This is a genomic window from Zymomonas sp., assembly GCF_020216885.1.
Classification (GTDB): Bacteria; Pseudomonadota; Alphaproteobacteria; order Sphingomonadales; family Sphingomonadaceae; genus Zymomonas.
In genome coordinates this window covers 1-18,534 of sequence record NZ_JAIWON010000106.1, presented here as the reverse complement: position 1 = coordinate 18,534, position 18,534 = coordinate 1, and the positions used below count along the sequence as shown (strand labels likewise).

The window sequence follows — 18,534 nt, the reverse complement described above, 5'->3', positions numbered from 1 at the left end:
TATCGTCAGTAATTGGAGAAGAATCCTTTTTGTCTTTTGCTAATTTTGAAGAATCAAAAGCCGGAGAATTTGTCTCTTTTTCATGATTTTCGATCATGCTGTCCTCCGTCAAAATCTTGAGATACGGGCGCAATAAACAAGCCTTTTTATACCCCGTCTGAAAATCAGGCGGCGAGACTTAGAGGATTACAGAATAAAGCCTGTGCAATAGTAGCCTTAATTGTATCCACTTGAAACGGTTTGGTAATCAAAAAAGTCGGCTCTGGACGTTCTCCGGTCAAAAGACGTTCGGGGAATGCTGTGATAAAAATCACCGGAACATCAATTTCTTTCAAAATGTCCTGAACCGCATCGATACCGGAGCTGTCATCAGCGAGCTGAATGTCAGACAAAATCAACCCCGGCGGATTTAATTTGGCCATAGAGACCGCCTCGTCGCGGGTCGTTGCGATGCCAATGACATCATGACCCAAATCGCGGACAAGGCTTTCAATATCAAAGGCGATGATCGGTTCATCTTCGACAATCAGCACCTTGCTGTGAATCTGGCGATCAATTTCGGAGATAGCTTCTTGCAGCCATGCGTCAATCTGATCTTCGGAGACATCCATCAGATAGGCAGCATCCTTGGGCGAGAAACCCTCCATTGCCGTTAAAAGTAAGGCTTGCCGTGATTTTGGCGTAATCGGTGCAAGACGGCTGTAGGCAATACCGGCCTTGCCTTCTTCGTCATGATTGGCAGCGGAAAGGCTGGCGGTATGTTGCTGCCATAAGCGGTGGAAAACCGTATAAAGACCAAGGCGCGGGTCAACATCATGCGGAAAAATTTCAGGAGCGGCAATGATGGCTTCTAAAGTAGCCCGAACCAGCCGGTCACCCGATGTCTGATCTCCGGTAAGAGCCCGCGCATAGCGACGGAGTAAAGGGAGATATGGCGCTATTTGCTGTCCCAATGGCATAAAGATAAATACTCCTGCAAAAAAACAAAAATTGGGTAACTGAATTCATGAAGACGACATTATAAAGCCATTATATCTCTATCCGAGAGCAGCAGAATTCGCGAATCAACCATTCTAACCTAGCAAAAACAATGATTACTGTTGAGCTGTATAAAATTCATCTATCCCTGAAAAAAGTCAGTTCATTCACTTTCTGAATTTCAGAAAATCACTGATGGAAATACATCCATTATGACTTTTTCATAAAATCGACGATATCAACAGCTAAAGATCGTTGTCCAACCGCGCTCATATGATCGCCCTTTACCCATGCGATCGCCGCATTGGGTAACATGTCTTTCAGTTTGAGGGGGGAGCCGTTAAATTGGTCTTGCTTTCCTGATAAGACTAATGTCTTTGCCGATATTTGTGATACCTGATCCGGCGATAGCGGGGATTGGCTTTCAAGCAAAGCGATCATAGCCTCTTTGTTACATCCGCTCTGGCGAAGAAAGCCTTGTATGAAACGTTCAATAGACGCTTGAGGAAAATCATCCTGTTCGATCGCGCGCCGAAAAAGGTCAAGATTGAGATGGCTGTTTGTTAGGCCTTCTAGTCCCATACCGGCCAGAATGAGCATTTCTGGATGGCCATTTTCCCAGTAGAAATGGGCAGAAATACGAGCGCCAAGCGAATAGCCCCCAAGAACCCAATTTTTTAAGCCGAGCTGTTCGACCAACTGGCGACAATCCTGTATCAGAATATCTTTTGGCCAAGCGCCTGTTTGATAACCGCTTTCCCCATGGCCTCTTAGATCGGGCATAATAACCCGAAAACCAGATTTTGCTAGAAAATCGGCATGACCCGGTTTTATCCAATTGGTTGCGGCTGAAGAAAAAAGTCCGTGAAGCAAGACAATTGGGAATCCTTCACCCATTTCATGCCATGCTAATTTAACGCCGTCATCGGCTGTAAAATATGCCGTTTTCAAGGAAGCGGCCATAAGATCATTCCAGTTTATAGAATAAAATCATAATAAATTATCAGGATGACTTATAGGACAAAAATAGACATTGTAACACTGCATTTCCGGTAAAACGGGAAAATATTTCTGTGTATTTAAACTTATATCGAGTGGTAAGTTTATCTGTAAAATAAAAGGCGGGCTATTGATATAACCCGCCTTTTGAATAGCTATTATGGCGATAGCAAAAAGCCTATCAGCCCTTTTTTAGGTGACGACGACCCAGCAATTCAGCGATCTGAACAGCATTCAAAGCCGCGCCTTTACGCAGATTGTCGGAAACAACCCAGATAACCAATCCGTTATCAACCGTCGGGTCTTCACGAATACGGCTGACATAGGTAGCAAATTCACCAACGGCTTCCACCGGCGTGATGTAACCGCCATCTTCGTGTTTATCGACAACCATAACGCCCGGAGCTTCGCGCAGGATTTCGCGCGCCTGATCGGCGCTTAATTCATTTTCAAATTCGATGCTGACGGCTTCGGCATGGCTGACGAAAACCGGAACACGAGCGCAGGTCGCGACCAATTTGATTTTGGGATCGACGATCTTTTTGGTTTCAACCACCATCTTCCATTCTTCTTTGGTGAAACCATCATCAAGGAAGACATCAATATGCGGAATGATGTTGAAAGCGATCTGCTTGGTGAATTTTTTCGGTTCGATCGGATCACCGACAAAAATCGCGCGGCTCTGCTCGAATAATTCGTCCATACCCGCTTTACCCGCGCCGGAAACCGACTGGTAGGTCGTAACAACAACGCGTTTGATCTTTGCCGCATCATGCAATGGCTTCAAAGCAACCACGAGCTGGGCAGTCGAGCAATTCGGGTTAGCGATGATATTCTTCTTTGTATAAAGATCAATCGCGTCTGGATTAACTTCTGGCACCACCAAAGGCACATCTGGATCCATACGGAACAAAGAAGAGTTATCAATAACCGTGCAGCCTGCTGCGGCAGCAATGGGAGCATATTTTTGGGTGGCTTCTGAACCGACAGCGAACAGCGCGATATCCCAGCCCTTCCAATCGAAATTTTCGATATTCTGGACTTTTACAACTTTGCCGCTATCGCCAAATTCGATTGGCGTTCCCTGACTGCGTGCCGAGGCCAGAACAGCCAGTTCGTCAACCGGGAATTCACGTTCAGCCAGAATCGCCAACATTTCACGGCCTACGTTACCGGTAGCGCCTGCGACTACGACCCGATATCCCATTATTTTCTCCACTTATACTTATCAGTCTAAACCGTATTAACGCGCCATCCTTTATATTATTTTATCAAGGATGGAATGACCGATATAAAAAAAGAGTTAATTAGCGTTACTCACGACATTTTGTTGTTCTATCGAGAAATTTCTCAATCATATGCCAGAGGTGACGTTGTTTTTGTTCACCCGCGATTCGATGGGTTTCGCCCGGATAGGCCATAAATTCGAAAGATTTATCACCTTCCTGCAATTTCGAGACCAAAGCAACCGAGTTGTCGAATACAACATTATCATCAGCCATGCCATGAATAAGCAGCATTGGATCTGATAATTTTAAGGCATCGCTAAGAGCATCGGATTTTTGGTAAGGCTGTGGATCAATAGCCGGATTGCCTAAAAAACGTTCCGTATAATGGGTGTCATATAAATCCCAACGGATGACCGGCGCACCAGATATCCCTGCACTATATTGTCCGGGGGCTTTTTGAAGCAATTTTTGCACCATATAGCCACCATATGACCAGCCGAAAACAGCAATCCGTTTGGCATCAACATAGTCTTGCGATTTAAGCCAGTTGAGACCTGTTAACTGGTCTTCGACTTCGACAGTACCCATGGCTTTGTAAATCGGTTCTTCAAAAGCCTTGCCCCGTTGTGGTGAACCGCGACCGTCTATTGAAAAGACAATCCAGCCTTTAGATACCAGATATTGATGTAAGGGGGACGTCCAGCCCTGTGTCACCTGCCGCCCGACATCGGGCCCGTTATAGACCTGAATAAAGACCGGATATTTTTGACCAGCAACTTTCTTGGGCGACAAGATTTTATAATAGAGCGTTTTACCGTCATTGGCCTTGAGGCTGCCAAATTCGGTTTTGGCATGGTCAGAGAGATAAGGCGCATAGGGATGGCGAGCATCAAGCCGGTTCTCTTCGATCCAGCTCAGTCGTTTTCCTTTGGTGTCGGCAAGATAGACCTGCGGCGGCTGTGATGTGTTAGAACGACCAATCAAAAGGCGGTTCGCAGTTTTATCCATAACCGCATTATTATACCATCCCGCTTCGGTAAGCTGTCGAGCTTCTGACGGGTGATGATAGTCAATAACGTAAAGATGCTGTTCGATCGGGGTTGATTTATTGGCCAGAAAATAAAGCAGGCCTTTTTTCTGATCGAGACCGACAACCCCCAAAGTCATCCAGTCACCGTGAGTCAGCGTTGTCCATTTACCTTTTTGCCAGTGATAAAGATGGCGATAGCCGCTTCTTTCCGAAGCCCATATCAAGCTGTCATCTTTTAAAATCTGGAGATCATTATTGAGATTGATCCAGCTTTTGGACGTTTCAGAGAAGAGAAGCTGGCTTTGACCGGTATGGCTATCGACTTTTAACAAATCCAGCCGTTGCTGATCGCGGCTTTCCCGCTCTACGTAAAGCGACTGACTATCAGGCGACCAATTAACCCGTGCTAGATAGATATCATCGTTACGGCCGAGATCGGCCTTTACCTTATGCGAGCCATCAGGATTCATCAGGTAAAGTTCAACCTTGGCATTGGGCGTGCCTGCCATTGGATAACGTTGCTGATACGTCTGTGTCCCGTTAGCACCAATCGCTGCACGGGTGACGATATGAACCTGACTTTCATCGACCCGCGCCACGGCCAGACGGCTGTCATCCGGTGACCACCAATGGCCTTTTGTCCGGCTCATTTCTTCTTGCGCGACAAATTCGGCGGAACCCCATGTTAGGCTACCGCCGCCATCCTGACTTAAGGCCTGTTCCCGATTATTTTTCAGATCGATCACGAATAAATTCTGATCGCGAACAAAGGAAAGATAGTGGCCTGTGGCAGAAACTTGTGCATCGACTTCGGTTGCTGCTGTATGGGTGACCTGCTGCACCGAACCGTCGAGAGAGGCAAGATAAAGATCGCCATCCAAAGGCACCAGAATAGTTTTACCATCGGGTGACCAATTATAGCTGACGATGCCGAGACTACCCCCGACCCGCGCCCTTTCCCGTCGCATTTTTTCAGCTTCGGAAATTTCGGCACCAGAGCCAACTTTTTTAGAATCAATCAGCATCCGACTTTCGCCGGTGGTGGTATCAATTGCCCATAAATCATACCGATTAAGATCGTCAGGACGAGAACGCAGCAAAGTCGCATAACGCCCGTCAGGCGAAAGCGAAAGCGCGCGCGGCGCAGAACCGGATAAAGACGGGCTGGCAAAAACCCTGTCTAGCGTTAAACGGTCTGCCAAAGCAGGTGTGGACATCATAACAGCAGCAAGAGCGCCTATCAGAATTTTGGACATGGGCATCAGGTAAAGCATGGCATTAGCCAAAACGCAATTACCTGACCTGAAATAATAGCAAAGCAGAATGAAAGCTTGTTTTTCTAAACTGTAATTTAAATAGAGATCTGGAAGCCCTTATAGACAAAGCGGACTTTTAGAAAAAAAGCCCGCTTTTATGCTTAAGAAAATCAATGATCCGCTATTAACGCAGCAAGGATTCGGCCACCTGATCCCACATGGCAGGAGAATTGGCACCTAGCATCCCATGACTGCAATCAGAGGTATCATAGGCCGAGCCATCGAAGCGCGCCAATTTGCCGCCGGCTTCTTCCAGAAATAGAGAACCTGGGGCATGATCCCAAGGCCAGCTACGCCAAAAAACGGCGGCATCATTTTCACCCAAAACAATACGAGGATATTGTTCGCCTGCGCAAAGAGGCGACGGCGCCAAGGTGATGCCATGGCTGAGAGGGTGATGTTTATCAAAATCTGGACGGAGATTATCAGAAGTTACCCGCGCGGACAAAGCCACGACAGGAATATCTTGTCCGGTGCTGCGCGTTGTCACCCGTTCACCATCGACAAAAGCCCCCTGCCCTTTGGAAGCATGACACATTCTGCCGGAGACAGGGTCAAGAATCCATCCGGCTTGAGGCTCTCCATCGCCTAATAACGCGATCATCATGGCATAAGGCGTTTGGCCAGCCGCATAATTACCCGTACCATCCAGTGGATCAACTGTCCAAGCCAAGCCTTTTTTTAGATTTTTGAGCAAGCTCGTATCGGCAGCTGTTGCTTCCTCACCCACGATATAAGCCTCTGGCAGAAATTTGGCTAATTGCTCGGTAATCCGCTTTTCTGATTCCTTATCGACCACTGTCACATAATCGCCTGGTTCTTTTTCTGCGATTTCATTTTCTGATAAATGACGGAAACGCGGGACAAGTAAATCATTCGCAACTTCATACATTAAAGTTGCAACAGCTTTATAAAGTGGGTGCATCAGCTTCCTCCGGCACATAGCCTGATCTTTTCTAGCCCTTTTCCTCTATTTTCAGGATGGCAATCAAGAAAATTATAGGCGTTAGCCCCCGTTATTTTATGGATTATGGCCTCATCTCTTTGGAACAGGCCGCTATTCTAAGCATCACTCTTTTAATTTTTGTTATATTTAATATTGATACTTGTTATCATTATCATGGGAGTTATATCTAAGAAGGAAAGCGATTTTGAGCCATTGAGGATAAAGGGGTTCGAGAGTGATTATTTGCCATTGTAACACTGTAAGCGATCAAGCGATCAAAGCTGCTGTGCGACAAGGTGCGGTCACACCGGGGCAAGCCTATAAAAAAATAGGTGTTAAATTCTGTTGTGGCAAATGCGGGAAATGTGTCCAAAAAGTTATCGCAGAGGCACAAGAAGAGACAGTTTAAAATATTATTATACGCCCGATTTTGCGGAGTATGAAGAGAATCTGTGCAACCTGATAGCTGTTACCTCGTTTATACCCTAATTAGGGTTGTAAAAAGCAAAAGGTAGCATCCATGAAGGGCCATAAAGAGGTCATTGACCATCTTAATACGCTGTTAAAAAGCGAATTGACATCTATCAATCAGTATTTTCTGCATTATCGCATTGCTGAAGATTGGGGCATCGACAAGCTTGCTGATCTGGAGCGGTCAAATTCCATTGATGAAATGAAACATGCCGACAAATTAGCCAAACGCCTTTTGTTTTTAGAGGGTTTCCCGAATTTTCAGGATATTGGCCATCTTAGAATTGGCGAAAATGTCGAAGAAATCATTAAGGCTGATTTAGCTTTGGAAGCGGATGATGCCATTCCGCTCTATAAAAAAGCGATCCAATGCTGTGAAAAGCATAGTGATTTCGGCACAAGAGATCTTCTTTTGTCTATCTTGAAAGAAGAGGAAGGCCATGCTGATGGTCTTGATACCCAGTTAAAATTGATTGAGCGGATGGGTATTCAGGGCTATATTCAGCTTAACAGCCAGACGGCTGAAGCCTCTGAAGAATAATCAGCGATTCAAATAAAGATTAAGAAGGGCGACAGGCTGAAAAGTCTGTCGCTTTTTTAGTGCTTTTATTAAAAATCACGATGGAATCGTCATCAAAATAACCAAAGCCCGATCATTATTTTTATTTTGATGATTTGGGCGAACGATTCAATGGGACACCGTATAATTCCAAGCGGTGATCGACCAATTTATATCCTAAGCGTTCGGCGATTATTTTTTGCAGGCTTTCCATGTCTTCATCTGAAAATTCGATAATCTTTCCAGATTCTACATCGATAAGATGATCGTGATGATCTTCGGGGGAAGCCTCGTAACGCGCGCGGCCATCGCCAAAATCATGACGTTCAAGAATACCGGCTTCTTCGAATAAGCGCACGGTACGATAGACGGTAGCAATCGAAATACCGGAATCAATCGCAGATGCCCGTTCGTAAAGAGATTCGACATCGGGATGATCTTCGGCTTCAGACAAAACCTGAGCAATAACCCTTCTTTGACCTGTTATCCGCAGACCTTTTTGCGCACAAAGCGTTTCAATATTGATCTGCCGCACAACATTTCTCCGTCAAATTTTGAATTACCCCAGTAAAAAATCAGAGAAATCTGCGCTGTTTAAAGGCGCAGGCTCCAACTATTTCTCTTTATAAATTCACGCTTACTTTGGCAATTTAAAATCATACGTCGCCCCCAGACGTTGTGATTTTTATAAACGCCACGGATAGAGTTGCCTCTATATATAGCGAGAATTAAGCCACATTTGTGGTAATGCTTTGTTCTTTTTTATTTATCAAAGCAGGTTATTAGCGTTTGCGACGCTGGGTACCAAGACCGATTTTTTTGGCCAAAGAACGACGCTGATCAGCATAATTCGGGGCGACCATCGGATAATCGGCCGGCAAATTCCATTTAGCGCGGTATTGTTCCGGCGTCAGCTGATAATGGGTTGCAAGATGACGTTTCAGCATTTTCAGCTTTTTACCGTCTTCGAGGCAGATGATATAATCGGGTTTAACAGAGGCGCGGACAGAGACAGCGGGTTCAGGCCGTGCTTCTGGTTCTGCGTTAGCTTCGCTTAAAGCAGAAAGTGCATGATGGACATTCTGGATAAGCTGGGGAACGTCAGCAACAGAAACGCTGTTATTGCTGACATGGGCTGAAACGATATCAGCCGTTAAGGTAATCAAAGTTTCAGACAAAGCATTGTCATCGCTCATAGAACAATCCTTTTTTAGGAAAAAAGTGGGAGAATATTCTATCTTTCCAGAGAAGCATCAAAGCTTTTACCTTTGGAAAGATCTCGGTTGATCTCCCAACGTTTACGGCCTTTATGATTGAACAAATTCTATAGAAAATGCAACTAAAATTATTACTTCTTCTAGGTGATTTATATTAAATAACAATGAAGCGGAGAGTTATCGCATTGTATAAGTCGCCATTTAACGATTTATAATAATTGATTCGACGGCCAACCTCTCTAAAGCCAATTTGGTAATAAAGGTTTAATGCCGGATTTTTTTCTCTGACTTCAAGATGAATATACTTAGTGTCTTCGATTTTGGCTTTGGCGATCAGCTTTTTAAAAAGAGCTGTTGCGACCCCTTCTCGGCGGAATTCTGGTTTAACTGCTAATAATAATAGCTCACACTCGTCAAAAATAGTACGAGATAACAAGAAACCCGCTGGTTTTCCTTTTATTGTTACAACAAGCGCGTAAACGCCCGGCAGTCCCATAATGCTGTTACATTGATGGCGATTCCATGCCTCTCCATAGAATGGGTCGAAAGCATCCGTCATGATTTCCATGACATGATTAAGAAGAGAATCACCTGTATCTAAAAACGCCCAGCCATCATGATACTGTATCATGACGGTATTTTCGCATCAGGCAAACGGCCGTAAATCGGCGTAGCGGGTAGTGTCGTCGCTGTTTTTTCTAAAAAGCGCGCTTCATCCGCAAAAGGCCAAGCCTCTTCCGATTCGCCCCAGCCTCTTACCTTTATCAAATTGGCCGCAGCCGAACCGACCACAAGTGAGTCTTGCACTAAGGTAGCGGCAGCGTCAGGTCGTAAGGATTGAAGCTCTGTGGTGGCGGTCAAATGAAGTGAAGGCCGATCGCAGGAAAAAGACTGAATAAAAAATTCGCCATGACCGCCAATAAAAGCAACCGTCAGTTGCGAAATATCGCTGTGCCGTCTGAAAGCAGAGGCCGCAACAATATCTAAAGAGCCATAGCCGGAGACAGGAATATCCCATCCCAAACCTAAAGCCAAGGCAGCGGCAATCCCAACGCGGATGCCGGTAAAACTGCCCGGCCCGCAATCAACAAGGATACTATCAGCACGACCTTGATCCGGTAAAGCGGCGACCATAGGCAAAAGCTTTTCAGCATGACCGCGACCTACAATTTCCTTTTCGCAGGCAAGGACGCGGTCGCCTTCTATCAAGGCAACAGAACAAGCCGCTGTGGCTGTATCAATGACCAGCTGCATTAAATCGCCCGAACTTCTTTAATTTCAGGGACAAAATGCTTCAGTAAGGTCTCAACCCCCTGTTTCAGCGTCGCAACAGAAGAAGGACAGCCTGCGCAAGCGCCTCGCATCGACAAATAGACAATGCCGTCTTCAAATTTCTGGAACACGATGTCCCCCCCATCACGGGCAACAGCCGGACGAACGCGGCTATCAATCAGATCTTTGATCTGAAGAATGACATCATCTTCGCCGTCATGGTCTTTTATTTCGTCCTTTTCGGAATTTTCGATCAATAACGGAATATCATTATCGAAATGATCCGAAATGATCATAATAATTTTGGATTCGAGGTTAGACCATAAAGAAGGTGAATCGAGGGTGACGGAAATAAAATCCCGTCCGTAGAAAACAGCCGTCACATGCTGCAAGTCAAAAAGTGCTACAGCCAAAGGCGAATCAGCAGCTTCCTCTTTATTGACAAAATAACGGGATTCACGTTCCATTACGGGACGGTGAAGCAAAAATTTAAGGGTAGCCGGATTCGGCGTCTTTTCTGTCTCGATCAGCATGTTTCTTATTTGGTGAAACCACGCCTTCCAATCAAGATTATTTATGTTACCTTTTTATGGTTTTTTGAATGATATCTTCGATTTCTTTCAATAATTGTCCTTTTTGGCGATAATATAATAATATTTTATTCGCAAATGAGGAAAAGTCTTGCCTTTCTTCTGTCCTATGGTCATTATTAACGGATAAGCATCTGTGTCCGCGAGACTAAACGGGCATATGCACGGAATTTGCGTGTTCCACCGCACATATATCTGACATTTTGTTTTTGTCATTTCGGAAGTCATAAAAAGCCTTCCTCACTATGGTGCGTTGCCAAGTATTCCTCTTTAGATGCCTAATAGCAGCAGGCTTTCCCGTTCACGCAAGCCTGTATTTTCAGGTCTTAAACGAGTTTTAACTCGTCTCTTAGTGCGCTTCATTGCGTCTATTTCAAAAACGGAAAGCCTTTTATGACGGAAACATCTGTTTCGTTCAAAACCCTTGGTCTCGACTCGTCACTTGTGCAGGCTCTGGATGGCCTCGGTTACAGTAAGCCGACCCCGATTCAGGCACAAGCTATCCCCCATTTATTAGAAGGTAAGGATCTTTGCGGTATCGCACAGACCGGCACCGGTAAAACGGCGGCTTTTGCGTTGCCTTCTATTCATTATCTCGCAACCAACCCGCAGGCACGGCCTCAGCGTGGTTGCCGTATGTTGATTTTATCACCGACGCGTGAACTGGCTAGCCAGATTGCCCGCGCTTGCAATGACTACACCCGTCATCTGCGTATGTCGGTTAATGCCGTATTCGGTGGCGTTCCCATTGGTCGTCAGATGAGAATGTTGGATCGTGGCACCGATATTTTGGTAGCAACGCCCGGTCGCTTGCTGGATTTGATCGACCAGCGCGCACTTGTTTTAAAAGACGTCGAAGTTTTTGTCTTGGATGAAGCGGATCAGATGCTGGATCTTGGTTTTATCCATGCTTTGCGTCGCATTGATAAATTGCTGCCGAAAAACCGCCAGACTTTGTTCTTCTCGGCGACGATGCCAAAAACGATTCAGGAATTGAGCAGTCAGTTCTTGTCTGATCCGGTAACCGTTTCGGTTGCGCCCCAGTCTTCAACGGCTGAACGGGTTGAGCAATTCGGTATTTTCGTTAACCAGTCTGAAAAACAGGCTTTGTTGACGATTACGCTGAAAAACACCCCCGGCCTTGATCGGGCTTTGGTCTTTACCCGCACGAAACATGGTGCCGATAGAGTGGTTCGCCATTTGGAAGCCGCTGGTCTGCCAGCTGCTGCTATTCATGGTAACAAAAGCCAGCCGCAGCGTGAACGTGCTTTGAATGCGTTCCGTAATGGCCGGTTAAAAATTCTGGTGGCTACTGATATTGCTGCCCGTGGTATTGACGTTCCCGGTGTCAGCCATGTCTTCAATTACGAATTGCCGAATGTCGCTGAACAATATGTGCATCGTATTGGCCGCACCGCTCGAGCTGGTCGTGATGGTCAGGCTGTGAGCTTTATTGCCAATGACGAACGCTCTTATCTGCGCTCTATCGAACGTTTGACCCGTGTCAAATTGCAGATTTTGCCGCTGCCTGAAAACTTTGTCATGGAAAAAGAATTGCTGCCGCATCCGGCTCCGATGCGTCCGGAACGGGATGGCAGAGATGGTCGTGGTGGTCATGGCGGTGGCCGCGGTCGCTTTGGCGGCGGTGCAAAACCCGGCTTTAACCATTCTCATGGTAAAGGTGATGATCGCGGTGATCGTAATGATCGCGGTGGTGAACGTCCGCGCCGTCCGCGTCGTCCGCAGATGCGTGGTGTTCGTGCCGTTGCTCGTAGCTAATAGCTAGGCACCGCATCTTAAAAAGAAAAAAGAGGCTTCCCCGAAAAGGGCAAGCCTCTTTTTTTATGCTGTTTTTAAAGAATGGCATGAAAAGAATAAATGGCTTTCAATCTTTATCATTTAGTCGTGACAATAGATGGTTTTCTCTTTCGGTTAGCCAAGAAATTTCTGTCTGCGAAGAGAGTATCGTTTCATCATTTTAAGTTAGATTTTACAGCGCGCCTTCTGCGTCGCGAGAATGAAGAAAAATCAATTCCAAGAGGATAGAGGCTTTATCGGGCATTTTCACATAACGTCCCTTATAGATGCCTATCATAGATAAGGATAAAGGATTGCCCGATTGCGCTTTATCACGGCATCAATATACCGAAAAATTATTAGCCATGCCGATGGTCGCACAAGCCAAGAAAAGCAAGAAACCAATCTGACGATTGGAACGGAAACGCATCAGAGCATTTTGCCCGTCATTGACATCCAATGTTGTCATTTGCCAGATAAAATGCAGGGCTACAGGTAATAGCGTCAATAAAGCCAAAGGCTGGGGGCGCGTGAACCAGATAGCCATTCCCCATCCCAAAACAGCTAAGACAAAAAACAAACTAACCCCAAGACGTAAATGATTTTTTAATGCCCTTGCCGAGGATTTGATACCGGCTAAGGCATCGTCTTCGATATCTTGAATAGCGTAAATAGTATCAAAGCCGATTACCCAGAAGATACAGCCGCCATAAAGAAAAATGCCTGGCCATTCGAAACGCTCCCAAATAGCAACGCTTCCAACCAAGGCAGCCCAACTAAAAACAAGGCCAAGCCAAGCCTGAGGCCACCAACTTATCCGTTTCATAAAGGGATAAGCGGCCACTAAGGCTAGGCTAGTGATCGCTGTAAAACGGGCTATGGGATTGAAAAAGGCCAAGCAACCCAATCCGATTAGGCAAAGAAAAGCGATAAAGAAACAAGCCGCTTTGACTGAGATAAAGCCGGAGGCTAGTGGGCGATTTCGGGTTCGGGCGACTTTTTTATCAAGATCGCGGTCAACGATGTCATTATAAACGCATCCGGCTGAGCGCATCACAAAAGCCCCGACAAAGAAAGCGGGTAGTAAAAACCAATGTGAGACAAGACCACCTGCTAAAGCAACAGCCGCCGCACCCGGCCAGAAAAGGAGCCAAACCCCAATAGGTCGATCGGCGCGGGCAAGTGAAATATAGGCGGCTAATTTGGGCGGTAGGCGTTTGATTATCCCCTTCGCCTCGCTATCGGACACAATTCTAGAATCTGACTCTGTTGACACGCTGTTGCCTTGTTCGACCATAGGAAGGAGAAGCCCTTCTCTTTCACGAGAAAGAACTATTATCGATATAATAAGTCAAATCCCTCAAGAGAAAATGGCTTATCCATCTAGCTATTCGCTTTTTTATCGGAATATAAGACAACAATTTTGATATCAGGAATTGCCGCTTTTCGCATCTTACCGTAGAGCATCTATTCAAATTTCACAGGATTTATCATTATTTGCCTGCATGTTCCAATTGAGAGCCGGAAAAATATATGAACAACCAGCCCCCCTCTATAGACGAATCTAGCCCTGCCCCGATCATTGCCTTGATTATGGGCAGTCAATCCGATTGGGAAACCATGCATCATGCGGCGGATGTTTTATCTGCCCTTCAAATTCCGTATGAAACGCGTATCATTTCAGCGCATAGAACCCCGAAACGGTTATATGACTATGTCGGTTCGCTGGTTTCAAAAGGATTTAAGGCCGTTATTGCGGGTGCTGGTGGGGCAGCCCATTTGCCGGGTATGTCCGCTGCTATTACAAGATTGCCTGTTTTCGGGGTGCCAGTGCAATCAAAAGCCCTAAACGGTATGGATAGCTTGCTTTCTATTGTTCAGATGCCAGCTGGAATTCCGGTTGGAACCCTTGCGATTGGCCGCGCAGGTGCTATCAATGCGGCTCTTCTTTCTGCTGCCATACTTGCCAATAATGATGATGATCTGGCCGAAAGGTTAGATCAGTGGCGGCAGCGTCAAACGGCTGATGTTCAGGATCAGCCAGATACTCTGCCAAGGATCTCTTCTTTATGACCAAGACACTTCCGCCCGGTTCTAAAATTGGCATTATTGGGAATGGCCAGTTAGGTCAGATGATGGCGATTGCGGCAACGCAATTAGGATATTTCTGTCATATCTATGCCCCCAATCAATCGGGGCCAGCCAATGTCGTGGCCGCCAAAAGTTTCGTCGGTGCTTATGATGACGGCGAAAAACTGAAAGAATTTGCGGCCTCGGTGGATGTTATCACCTATGAGTTTGAAAATATTCCAGCCGCGCCATTAGTCGAGATTGCCAAACGGGTCGCGGTTTATCCACCACCCCAAGCCTTGAATGTAGCGCAGGATCGTCTGACCGAAAAGAATTATGCGTCGGATTTGAAGATACGGCCTGCGCCCTTTCGACCTGTGAGCTCACCCCGTGAATTATCCTATGCCCTTTTGGAATTAGGTATTCCGTCTATCTTGAAGCAGCGCACTCAGGGCTATGACGGTCGCGGGCAAATGGTTGTTAAAAAAGCAACCGATTCCCATTTAGCCGAGATATGGAGTGAGCTTTCTTGTAAAGAAGCCATTCTTGAAGGCATGGTCAAATTCGAGCATGAATTTTCTGTTTTGGCTGTCCGCGATATTAAAGGTCAGTTTTTGACTTGGGATATTCCAGCCAATACCCATAATAATGGCATATTGGATCATTCGGTTGTGCCAGCCAATGACTTCATTTTACAGCAGGCCGATGCCGCGATTAAAGCCACTCAAAGAATTGCCGATTCATTAAATTATGTTGGTGTTCTGGCAGTTGAATTTTTTGCGACCCAATTTGGCCCGATCTTTAACGAAATGGCTCCGCGTGTTCACAATAGCGGTCATTGGACGATTGAAGGCGCAGAAACTTCCCAATTTGAAAATCACATTCGTGCAGTTTGTGGTTTACCCCTAGGATCAACCGCTTTGACGGCGGAAAGAGTCGAGATGAAAAATTTGATCGGGGCGCAGGTCAATACATGGGAAAAAATTCTGGCACGCCGGAACAGCTATCTGCATATTTACGGCAAAGGCACCGCCAGACCCGGGCGGAAAATGGGACATGTGACCAAGTTGATTAAGCGGATTGTCTAATTTTTCAAAGAATTAGACAATAAAAAAGGTGGTTCTTAACGAACCACCTTTTTTTATAAGTAGATTATCAATCCGATTATTTTATATCATCGGCTGACATTGTTTCGATCGGAAGGCCTGTTTTTTCCAATTGTGGTTTAACCACATTAGCATCGCCGACCACGACCCATAAGAATTTATTCACATCGAGCCAACGCCGTGCGGTTGTGTCCAAAGTCGCCGCAGTCAGACCATGATAACGGCTGGCGAGAGTATCAAAATAGTTATCGGAACGCCCGAATCTATTTAAAGTCATCATACCACTTAGGACATCATCGCCGCTTTCAAAACTACCCGGAAGCTGGCGGATATCACCCGTAAGGGTATCTTGCAGTTCCTTGGCCGTAATGCCTTGATCGGTCAGGAAGCTAACCGTATCCGCTTTTAAGGCAGACACAGCAGGACCGGTTTGGTTCGTTTGAACAGGCGCGCGGATCATAAAGGCAGAAGACCCGACCATCCGGTAGATACGGCTGTGGACACCATAACTCCAACCTTTGCTTTCGCGCAGATCCATATTCAGCCGTGCCAAGAATTGGCCGCCCAGAATATCATTCGCCACCGTTAAATCAAATAACGTAGCGTCATCTGCCTTTCCTTTCAGAGGAAGCGCAGAACCTGCCAAGATAAGGGATTGCGGAGAATTGGGTCGATTGACCAAAAGGATACCCGACTTCTGAGGCACCGGTGCCGCATTGATTTCTTTGACACCGGCTTCTTCTTTCGGATTTTGCCAATGACCGAAACGCGTGTTCAGTAGAGGCAAAAGAGCCGACAGGGGTTGGTCGGAGACAATAAAGATATGCGCTTTATCAGGGCGCAACCACTGATTTTTAAAGCGGATGATATCTGCCTTGGTAATCTTTTTAACAGAATCTTCCGTTCCAGAAGGCGACAAGACATGGGCGTAAGGATGGTTTTCACCATAAATATTGGGACCAATCACCCGCGCGGCTAAGGGCGCAGGAGAACTATGCTCCATAGCGATGGTGGCAAGCTGTTCTGACCGGACACGTTCCAGCTCTTTATCTGGGAAAGCGGGTGATAACAGCATCTGTGATGCCAGAGACAGCGTTGCCCCGATATTAGGGGTTGGACTCCGCAAAAGCATATTGGTGCGGTCGGCATCGCTATCAAAAGCGATAGTGGCACCCAATCTTTCACGATCGACAGCCAATTCAATCGCATTTTTGCCGAGCGTGCCTTCTGTCAGCATAGAAAGCATCAGACTTTCTGTCCCGCGCAAATCCTTCAGATCAGCAGCGTTACCCGCATCAAAGTTAAAGGCGATCCGCGTCAACGGTACAGCAGAGCGCTGGGCATAGCTAACCTCTACCCCATTACTTAATTTGGCATGCTGAATTGTCGGGAATTTCAGATCAGGGATAGTCCCGATTTCCGGTAAATGAGAGCGATCAACACCAATCGAAGTCGTTTTTTCAGCCGCTGCGACCATTTCTGGCGTTGGAGCGGCGGTTGGAATCGGCTTGATAGCAATCTGGTCATTACCCGAATGACCCCCTTTTTGTGATTCCTGATAGGCTTTTCTTTCCCCCGGAAGAACGGTCAGAGCATAAACCGGACGAGAAAGCCATTTTTTCATGGTTGCTGTGACGCTGGCTGGTGTAGCCGTAGCCAAAGACACTAATTCTTTTTTATAATGATTAGGATCATTGGCATAAAGTAGGCCTTCGGCCAACGTGGGTGCCTGACCACTGAAACCGCCAACGCTTTCTAACCCTGCGATTTCAGAAACCATCGTTTGCGTGGCAGCCCGTTTGACTTCATCAGCAGTGGGCCCCTGATTGATAAAGTCGTTCAGGATTTTATCCAGCCGCTGCGACACATATTGCGGGTTTACGCCCGGTTTTACATCAACAGTGATTTCAAAATTACTTTGATTTTCGAAGGGCTCTACAGCGGCGGAAACGCTGACCGCCAATTGTTCTTGCCGAACCAAAATTTGATCGAGTCGAGAAGAGGCCAGCCCCCCTAGCACCTGCGCGGCGATATGAAGATCCGGCAATTCGGAACTGGCAAAACCCGGAGCCGTCCATGTGCGATAAAGACGCGCCAGCGCGACATTATCGGTTAGGACTTCGTCTTTTCTAGCTGGCAATGTCCAGATAGGGGCAGCCGGATGAACCACGTCGCGACCCCGAGGAATATCGCCAAAATAGCGAGTAACCAGCGTTTTAGCTTTATCAATGTCAATATCACCGGCCAGAACCAGAACGGCATTGTTGGGCCCGTAATTCTGACGGAACCAATCTTTCACTGTATCGAGACTGGCCGCGTCAAGGTCTTCCATCGAGCCGATGGTAGTATGATGATAAGGGTGGCCTTCTGGTGACAAGGCTTCTGTCTGGGCATATTGCACCAAACCATAAGGCTGGTTATCGCCCTGACGTTTTTCATTTTGGACAACGCCGCGCTGATTATCCAGCTTTTGCTGGGTAATGCCGCCCAAAAGATGCCCCATCCGGTCACTTTCAAGGAACAAGGCCAGATCAAGAGCAGGCGTTGGCACCGTTTCAAAATAATTGGTGCGGTCAAACCATGTTGTGCCGTTGTCATCGGTTGCGCCCGCCTGACGTAAAGGTTCGAATACACCGCTGGGCGCATTTTCGGAGCCGTTAAACATCAGATGTTCAAAAAGATGCGCAAAACCGGTTTTGCCCGCTGGTTCATCTTTGGAACCAATATGATACCAGACAGAAACCGCGACAATCGGAGCTTTATGGTCAGAATGAACAATAACCTGCAAACCATTGGGCAGAATAAATTTTTGCCAATCAAGGTGGATTTGATCAGCCAAAGTCGAGAGTGGCACTGCTGTATTTGCGCTATGACCAGCCACCGGTTTTGCTGCATTCGATGCTATTGGGCTGAGAGCGGTTGCGGCCAAAGCCGCCGCTGTCAGCCAACGATGA

The 18,534-nt window shown here is 46.5% G+C and carries 17 protein-coding genes; 5 read left to right on the top strand and 12 right to left on the bottom strand.

Features of this window, described 5'->3' with window-relative positions:
• Positions 1–164: 164 nt before the first annotated feature.
• The 5 genes from LDL18_RS05930 to LDL18_RS05910 all read right to left on the bottom strand — a co-directional run bounded on the left by LDL18_RS05930 (position 165) and on the right by LDL18_RS05910 (position 6,477).
• Positions 165–959 carry a response regulator gene (locus LDL18_RS05930; RefSeq protein WP_296507745.1) on the bottom strand — a complete coding sequence of 265 codons (795 nt, stop codon included), beginning with the start codon at positions 957–959 and terminating at the stop codon, positions 165–167.
• A gap of 229 nt (positions 960–1,188) precedes the next feature.
• Entirely contained in the window at positions 1,189–1,941 is a 753-nt protein-coding gene (locus LDL18_RS05925; protein ID WP_296507743.1) for an alpha/beta fold hydrolase, read from the bottom strand.
• A gap of 217 nt (positions 1,942–2,158) precedes the next feature.
• A complete protein-coding gene (locus tag LDL18_RS05920; RefSeq protein WP_011241190.1) occupies positions 2,159–3,184 on the bottom strand; it encodes an aspartate-semialdehyde dehydrogenase in 1,026 nt (341 codons plus the stop codon).
• 106 nt (positions 3,185–3,290) lie between these two features.
• Positions 3,291–5,510: a S9 family peptidase gene (locus LDL18_RS05915; RefSeq protein ID WP_296507746.1), complete on the bottom strand. Its 2,220-nt coding sequence runs from the start codon at positions 5,508–5,510 to the stop codon at positions 3,291–3,293.
• A gap of 166 nt (positions 5,511–5,676) precedes the next feature.
• Positions 5,677–6,477, bottom strand: a complete 801-nt coding sequence (locus LDL18_RS05910; RefSeq protein WP_011241192.1) for an inositol monophosphatase family protein — start codon at positions 6,475–6,477, stop codon at positions 5,677–5,679.
• Between the two features lie 256 nt (positions 6,478–6,733).
• Here LDL18_RS05910 and LDL18_RS05905 point away from each other — a divergent pair, with 256 nt between their 5' ends.
• Positions 6,734–6,907 (top strand): (2Fe-2S)-binding protein, encoded by a 174-nt coding sequence (locus tag LDL18_RS05905; RefSeq protein WP_011241193.1) that lies wholly within the window; start codon positions 6,734–6,736, stop codon positions 6,905–6,907.
• A 111-nt stretch (positions 6,908–7,018) separates the two neighbouring features.
• A complete protein-coding gene (gene bfr / locus LDL18_RS05900; protein ID WP_296507737.1) occupies positions 7,019–7,510 on the top strand; it encodes a bacterioferritin in 492 nt (163 codons plus the stop codon).
• A 121-nt stretch (positions 7,511–7,631) separates the two neighbouring features.
• On the opposite strand, the gene LDL18_RS05895 is transcribed toward bfr, so the two are convergent.
• The 5 genes from LDL18_RS05895 to LDL18_RS05875 all read right to left on the bottom strand — a co-directional run bounded on the left by LDL18_RS05895 (position 7,632) and on the right by LDL18_RS05875 (position 10,550).
• Complete coding sequence (locus tag LDL18_RS05895; protein ID WP_011241195.1) at positions 7,632–8,063, bottom strand: Fur family transcriptional regulator; 432 nt, start codon at positions 8,061–8,063, stop codon at positions 7,632–7,634.
• 247 nt (positions 8,064–8,310) lie between these two features.
• A complete protein-coding gene (locus LDL18_RS05890) occupies positions 8,311–8,724 on the bottom strand; it encodes a MucR family transcriptional regulator (RefSeq protein ID WP_011241196.1) in 414 nt (137 codons plus the stop codon).
• Between the two features lie 175 nt (positions 8,725–8,899).
• Positions 8,900–9,376 carry a ribosomal protein S18-alanine N-acetyltransferase gene (gene rimI, locus LDL18_RS05885; protein WP_296507733.1) on the bottom strand — a complete coding sequence of 159 codons (477 nt, stop codon included), beginning with the start codon at positions 9,374–9,376 and terminating at the stop codon, positions 8,900–8,902.
• Positions 9,373–9,999 carry a tRNA (adenosine(37)-N6)-threonylcarbamoyltransferase complex dimerization subunit type 1 TsaB gene (gene tsaB, locus LDL18_RS05880; protein WP_296507731.1) on the bottom strand — a complete coding sequence of 209 codons (627 nt, stop codon included), beginning with the start codon at positions 9,997–9,999 and terminating at the stop codon, positions 9,373–9,375. Before tsaB ends, rimI begins: the two co-directional genes overlap by 4 nt.
• A complete protein-coding gene (locus LDL18_RS05875) occupies positions 9,999–10,550 on the bottom strand; it encodes a NifU family protein (RefSeq protein WP_296507729.1) in 552 nt (183 codons plus the stop codon). Before LDL18_RS05875 ends, tsaB begins: the two co-directional genes overlap by 1 nt.
• Before the next feature lie 450 nt (positions 10,551–11,000).
• Here LDL18_RS05875 and LDL18_RS05870 point away from each other — a divergent pair, with 450 nt between their 5' ends.
• Positions 11,001–12,386, top strand: a complete 1,386-nt coding sequence (locus LDL18_RS05870) for a DEAD/DEAH box helicase (protein WP_296507727.1) — start codon at positions 11,001–11,003, stop codon at positions 12,384–12,386.
• 358 nt (positions 12,387–12,744) lie between these two features.
• Here the strand turns inward: LDL18_RS05870 and ubiA are convergent, their stop codons facing one another.
• Entirely contained in the window at positions 12,745–13,701 is a 957-nt protein-coding gene (ubiA, locus tag LDL18_RS05865; protein WP_296507725.1) for a 4-hydroxybenzoate octaprenyltransferase, read from the bottom strand.
• A 236-nt stretch (positions 13,702–13,937) separates the two neighbouring features.
• On the opposite strand from ubiA, the gene purE reads away from it, so the two are divergent.
• Both purE and LDL18_RS05855 read left to right on the top strand, forming a co-directional pair.
• Positions 13,938–14,477 (top strand): 5-(carboxyamino)imidazole ribonucleotide mutase, encoded by a 540-nt coding sequence (gene purE, locus LDL18_RS05860; protein WP_014501212.1) that lies wholly within the window; start codon positions 13,938–13,940, stop codon positions 14,475–14,477.
• Entirely contained in the window at positions 14,474–15,562 is a 1,089-nt protein-coding gene (locus LDL18_RS05855; RefSeq protein ID WP_296507722.1) for a 5-(carboxyamino)imidazole ribonucleotide synthase, read from the top strand. Before purE ends, LDL18_RS05855 begins: the two co-directional genes overlap by 4 nt.
• A gap of 76 nt (positions 15,563–15,638) precedes the next feature.
• Here LDL18_RS05855 and LDL18_RS05850 read toward each other — a convergent pair.
• Positions 15,639–18,534, bottom strand: a 2,896-nt coding sequence (locus LDL18_RS05850; RefSeq protein WP_296507720.1) for a pitrilysin family protein, incomplete at its 5' end; no start/stop codon positions are given.

Bases quoted from the DNA above. Each gene is read 5' to 3' on its own strand.
- LDL18_RS05925 (WP_296507743.1), bottom strand. From the start codon at position 1,941: ATGGCCGCTTCCTTGAAAACGGCATATTTTACAGCCGATGACGGCGTT.
- tsaB (WP_296507731.1), bottom strand. From the start codon at position 9,999: ATGCAGCTGGTCATTGATACAGCCACAGCGGCTTGTTCTGTTGCCTTG.
- LDL18_RS05870 (WP_296507727.1), top strand. From the start codon at position 11,001: ATGACGGAAACATCTGTTTCGTTCAAAACCCTTGGTCTCGACTCGTCA.
- bfr (WP_296507737.1), top strand. From the start codon at position 7,019: ATGAAGGGCCATAAAGAGGTCATTGACCATCTTAATACGCTGTTAAAA.
- LDL18_RS05855 (WP_296507722.1), top strand. From the start codon at position 14,474: ATGACCAAGACACTTCCGCCCGGTTCTAAAATTGGCATTATTGGGAAT.
- LDL18_RS05930 (WP_296507745.1), bottom strand. From the start codon at position 959: ATGCCATTGGGACAGCAAATAGCGCCATATCTCCCTTTACTCCGTCGC.
- ubiA (WP_296507725.1), bottom strand. From the start codon at position 13,701: ATGGTCGAACAAGGCAACAGCGTGTCAACAGAGTCAGATTCTAGAATT.
- rimI (WP_296507733.1), bottom strand. From the start codon at position 9,376: ATGATACAGTATCATGATGGCTGGGCGTTTTTAGATACAGGTGATTCT.
- LDL18_RS05890 (WP_011241196.1), bottom strand. From the start codon at position 8,724: ATGAGCGATGACAATGCTTTGTCTGAAACTTTGATTACCTTAACGGCT.
- LDL18_RS05875 (WP_296507729.1), bottom strand. From the start codon at position 10,550: ATGCTGATCGAGACAGAAAAGACGCCGAATCCGGCTACCCTTAAATTT.
- LDL18_RS05910 (WP_011241192.1), bottom strand. From the start codon at position 6,477: ATGCACCCACTTTATAAAGCTGTTGCAACTTTAATGTATGAAGTTGCG.
- LDL18_RS05915 (WP_296507746.1), bottom strand. From the start codon at position 5,510: ATGCTTTACCTGATGCCCATGTCCAAAATTCTGATAGGCGCTCTTGCT.
- purE (WP_014501212.1), top strand. From the start codon at position 13,938: ATGAACAACCAGCCCCCCTCTATAGACGAATCTAGCCCTGCCCCGATC.
- LDL18_RS05920 (WP_011241190.1), bottom strand. From the start codon at position 3,184: ATGGGATATCGGGTCGTAGTCGCAGGCGCTACCGGTAACGTAGGCCGT.